General features: G+C 68.1%; 3 protein-coding genes. 1 reads left to right on the top strand and 2 read right to left on the bottom strand.

Features of this window, described 5'->3' with window-relative positions:
- Positions 1-1,032: ABC transporter substrate-binding protein (locus tag ACTIFU_RS23000; protein WP_439580658.1), on the bottom strand; the 1,032-nt coding region annotated here is incomplete at its 3' end.
- Between the two features lie 29 nt (positions 1,033-1,061).
- Positions 1,062-2,531 carry a M81 family metallopeptidase gene (locus ACTIFU_RS22995; RefSeq protein WP_439580657.1) on the bottom strand — a complete coding sequence of 490 codons (1,470 nt, stop codon included), beginning with the start codon at positions 2,529-2,531 and terminating at the stop codon, positions 1,062-1,064.
- A gap of 128 nt (positions 2,532-2,659) precedes the next feature.
- Between ACTIFU_RS22995 and ACTIFU_RS22990 the strand changes: the two genes are divergently transcribed.
- Positions 2,660-3,655, top strand: a complete 996-nt coding sequence (locus ACTIFU_RS22990) for a deacylase (RefSeq protein ID WP_439580656.1) — start codon at positions 2,660-2,662, stop codon at positions 3,653-3,655.
- The last annotated feature ends 156 nt before the right edge of the window (positions 3,656-3,811 follow it).

Here is a 3,811-nt window from a genome sequence, read left to right as displayed (position 1 = left end):
CTCCATGGGCGTGCCGCAGGTCAGGAACGACGGGCACTTCCGGTAGAACCGCGGCTCGACGAAGGTCGCCTTCAGATGGTTCTCCTGGTTCACGGCCCACAGCACCGCCTGGCGCGCCTTGACGTTGTTGAACGGCGGATGGAGGAAGTTCAGCCGGATCCAGCCGACATTACCGAGCGGGTTGCGCGGCGGCAGCTCGATGTCACGGTCCGCCTCAAGCGCCGACACGGCGTCGAGGGAGGGCTGCTCGACATAGTCCACCTCGCCCGCCTGCAACGCGGCGATGGCGGTCTGCGCATCCGGCACGTTCAGGATGATCGCGCGATCCACATGCACGACCTTGCCACCGGCGATCCAGGACGCAGGCTCGCTGCGCGGGCGGTAGTTCGGGTTGCGGTCGTAGACGTACTGGCTGCCCGGGCGGGTCTCGCGCTCGTTCATGATGAAGGGGCCCGAGCCGACGATCGTCTCGATCTTCTGCATCGGATCCGTCATCGCCTCCTTCTCGCGCATCATGAAGCAGAAGGGGGTCGAGGTCTTGGCCATCGCATCCGCGACCAGCCCGTAGGGCTCCTTGAGCTTGATCACGATGGTCTTCGCGTCGCGGGCGGACAGGTCCTGCACCCGCTCCATCATGTGCTGGCCCGCGCCGTCGCGCGCCGCCCAGCGGCGGATCGAGGCGACGCAGTCGCGCGCCGTGACGTCCGTGCCGTCGGACCACTTCAACCCGTCGCGCAGCTCCATGGTCATGGTGAGCTTGTCATCCGACAGGCCGTGGCGGCCAACCATCTGCGGCTGCGGCTGCACCTTGTCGTCAATGCCGAACAGCGTGTCGTAGATCATCGCGCCGTGATTGGCGGCCATGTTGGCGGTGGTCCAGATCGGGTCGAAGGTCGGGATGTCGCCGTGCAGGATCGCGCGGATGGTGCGCGAGGCCGGCGGTGCTGTCTGGCTCTGCACGATCCCGGGGGCGGCAAGCACGGCCGCGCCGGCTACACCTGCCCCGAGAACACTGCGTCGTGTCGTCTTCATGGTTCGTCTCCCTGCTTGGTCGTACCGGCCTAAAGGATCAGGCCGGGTGTCGTCTTCTCGTCCAGTGGCCAGATCGGCCGCTCAATCCGAGTATAGGGTACCTTGCGGTAGTCTCGCGCCAGCGGCCCGTCGCTGTCCACATAGATCACCTTGGCGGCGATCGGACCGAAGGCGGCGCGGAAATGGTTGGTCGACTTCACCGCCACGAGCTTTCGCGCGGTCGGCTCGATTCCGACGTTGCGGAAGAGTTCGAGCCCCAGCGCCTGGGTGCGGTTGCTGATCAGCACCACGTCGATCCCGCCGACGCGGATCGCCGCGGTGTCGCCGAGCGGCACCTTCGTCGGCCCGAAGCTCTGCCAGCAGTCGCGCGCGAGCTTGGTCACCTCCACCACCGCGTCCACCGGCGGGCCCGAGGCCGGGCCGATCTTGCCGCCGAAGCGGAGGGGAATGCGTGCCCCCTCGCCTGCATCCATGCAGAGCCGAACGGCGATCGGGTCCCAGATCGGGCCAAGGGCGGCGTCCTTCACGTCGCGCGCGATCATGGCGCGCAGGATCGTGGTGTTGTCGGACGGCGCACCGCCGCCGGCGTTGTCGGCCGGATCGGCCATCACCACGGGGGCGCCGTTGAACTCGATTGCGAAGCTGATCCCGTCCTCGACCGAGAGATAGGGCGGCGCGGTCTTGCCACGCATCGAGACGAACTCCTCGCCGATCGCGGTCGCGACCGCGTCCGCCTTCGCCTTGGCGCCATCGGTGATCACCAGCACCCGGCCGGTCAGTTCGGGCACGTCGGCATAGGGGAAGCAGTGGCCGAGCGAGATCGACAGGATCCCGTCCTTGCCTTCCATCGCGCTCACCTTGTCGACGAAGGCGCGCATGAGCGGCTCGGTGGTCGGGTAGCTGCCGATCTGGCGGCAATCATAGAGCGACATCACCGGCTTGATCTCTTTGCGGATCGCCCGCAGCACCAGGGTCAGCACCTCCTCGGCGCGCTCGACCACATCCGTGTGTGGAAACTCCTTGTAGAGGATGATGATGTCGGCCCCGGCGACGCGCTTCTTCGTCAGGTGGCAGTGCGGGTCGAGCTCGACGCCGATCACGCAATCCGTGCCCACGATCGCGCGCACGCGCTCGATGATGTCGCCTTCGACGTCGTCGTAGCCATGCGCGACCATCGCGCCGTGCAGGCCGAGCAGCACGCCGTCGAGCGGCAGCGCGGCCTTCACCTGGCCGAGGATCTCGTCGCGCATGAACTCGTAGTCCGCGCGGTTGGTGGTGCCCGCCGGCGAGGCGGCGAAGCACGAGCCCTCGATCAGCGTGAACCCCTCCGCGGCCGCGCGCTGGCGTGCCACGAACAGTGGCGCTGTGCACATCAGCGGCGTGTCGTTGGGATGCTCGCCCGGTCGGAGGAAGACTCCTTCCTTGTAGGCCGCGAGGCTGGTCGGCAGAGGCGAGAAGGTGTTGGTCTCGGTCGCAAGTGTCGCGGCGAACAGGCGCACGTGAGCCCTCCGGTTGGTTGGCCGGGAGTGAAGCACGGTCGTGCGCCGCCGCAAAGACCGTTTCGAGGGCTTGCCGCACCGCCCGCACCGCCCGATGCTCCGCCTGCATGGACACGCATGAGGGCGGAATGGACCGGCAGACGCGCATCTTCACGAACGTGGACTACGACCGGGACGGGAAGCAGGTGGACTATCTGCACCTGCCGCATTCCGTCACGCGCAGCGCCTACGGTACGATCGCGATCCCGGTCGCGGTGATCCGCAACGGCGCCGGCCCGACGGCCTTCTTCATGGCCGGCAACCACGGCGACGAGTACGAGGGCCAGGTCGCGCTGTGCAACCTGGTTCGCGACATGAAACCGGAGCGCATCAAGGGCCGCATCATCATCCTGCCGGCGGCGAACCTGCCGGCGGCGATGGCCGGCACGCGGGTCAGCCCGATCGACGACGGCAATCTCAATCGCAGCTTCCCGGGCGACCCGGAAGGCACGGTGACGCAGCAGATCGCGTTCTACATCGACAGCGAACTGTTCACTCGCGCGGACCTGTTCCACGACTTCCACTCGGGTGGAGGGTCGCTCGCCTATGTGCCCTTCGCCTCGACCCATCACGGCCCCGATCCGGCGATCAACGAGAAGGGGTTGGCGGCGTTGCGCGCCTTCGGTGCGGCGACCTCGCTGGTGTGGCGGCATGGTGCGGACCCGCGCTACTCGCCGGCGGCGGCGATGCGGCGCGGGGTGGCAGCGCTCGGCGGCGAGTTCGGCGGCGGCGGCTCGCTCAGCCGGATCGGACTCGCGATGGTCGAGGCCGGGATCGAGCGGCACCTGCGCGCACTCGGCATCCTGCCCGGTGCGGTCGAGGCGCCACCGACACGGATGCTGGAAGTGCCCTCGCGCGACTGCTTCGTCTATGCGCCCCAGCCCGGCGTGTTCGAGCCCGCGACCGATCTCGGCGATGCAGTCGCGGACGGCGATCTGTGCGGCCGCGTGCACTTCGTGGACGATCCCGCGCGCCCGCCGGCGGAAGTACGGTTCGGGCATGGCGGAATCGTCGTCTGCCAGCGACACCCCGCGCGGGTGGAGCGCGGCGACTGCGTGGCGCATACGGCGGTGCAGGTCGCCTAGGCCCTCACCCTGACCCTCTCCCGCGCGCGGGAGAGGGAACGCGCATGACCGCGACGTCCCCTCTCCGCCGAAACGGGGAAGAGCGACTGTGTAGTCACGCGGTTTGTGTCCTTCTGGCGGATTTGAGGATGGCGTTGAGGAGTGTGAGGAGTTTGC

Source organism: Elioraea sp. (assembly GCF_051860475.1).
Lineage (GTDB): Bacteria > Pseudomonadota > Alphaproteobacteria > Acetobacterales > Acetobacteraceae > Elioraea.
The sequence above is the reverse complement of the archived record's forward strand: the minus strand, read 5'-3'. Positions and strand labels throughout refer to the sequence as shown.

Excerpts from the sequence above, each read along its gene's own strand:
- ACTIFU_RS22990 (WP_439580656.1), top strand. The coding sequence starts at position 2,660 with ATGGACCGGCAGACGCGCATCTTCACGAACGTGGACTACGACCGGGAC.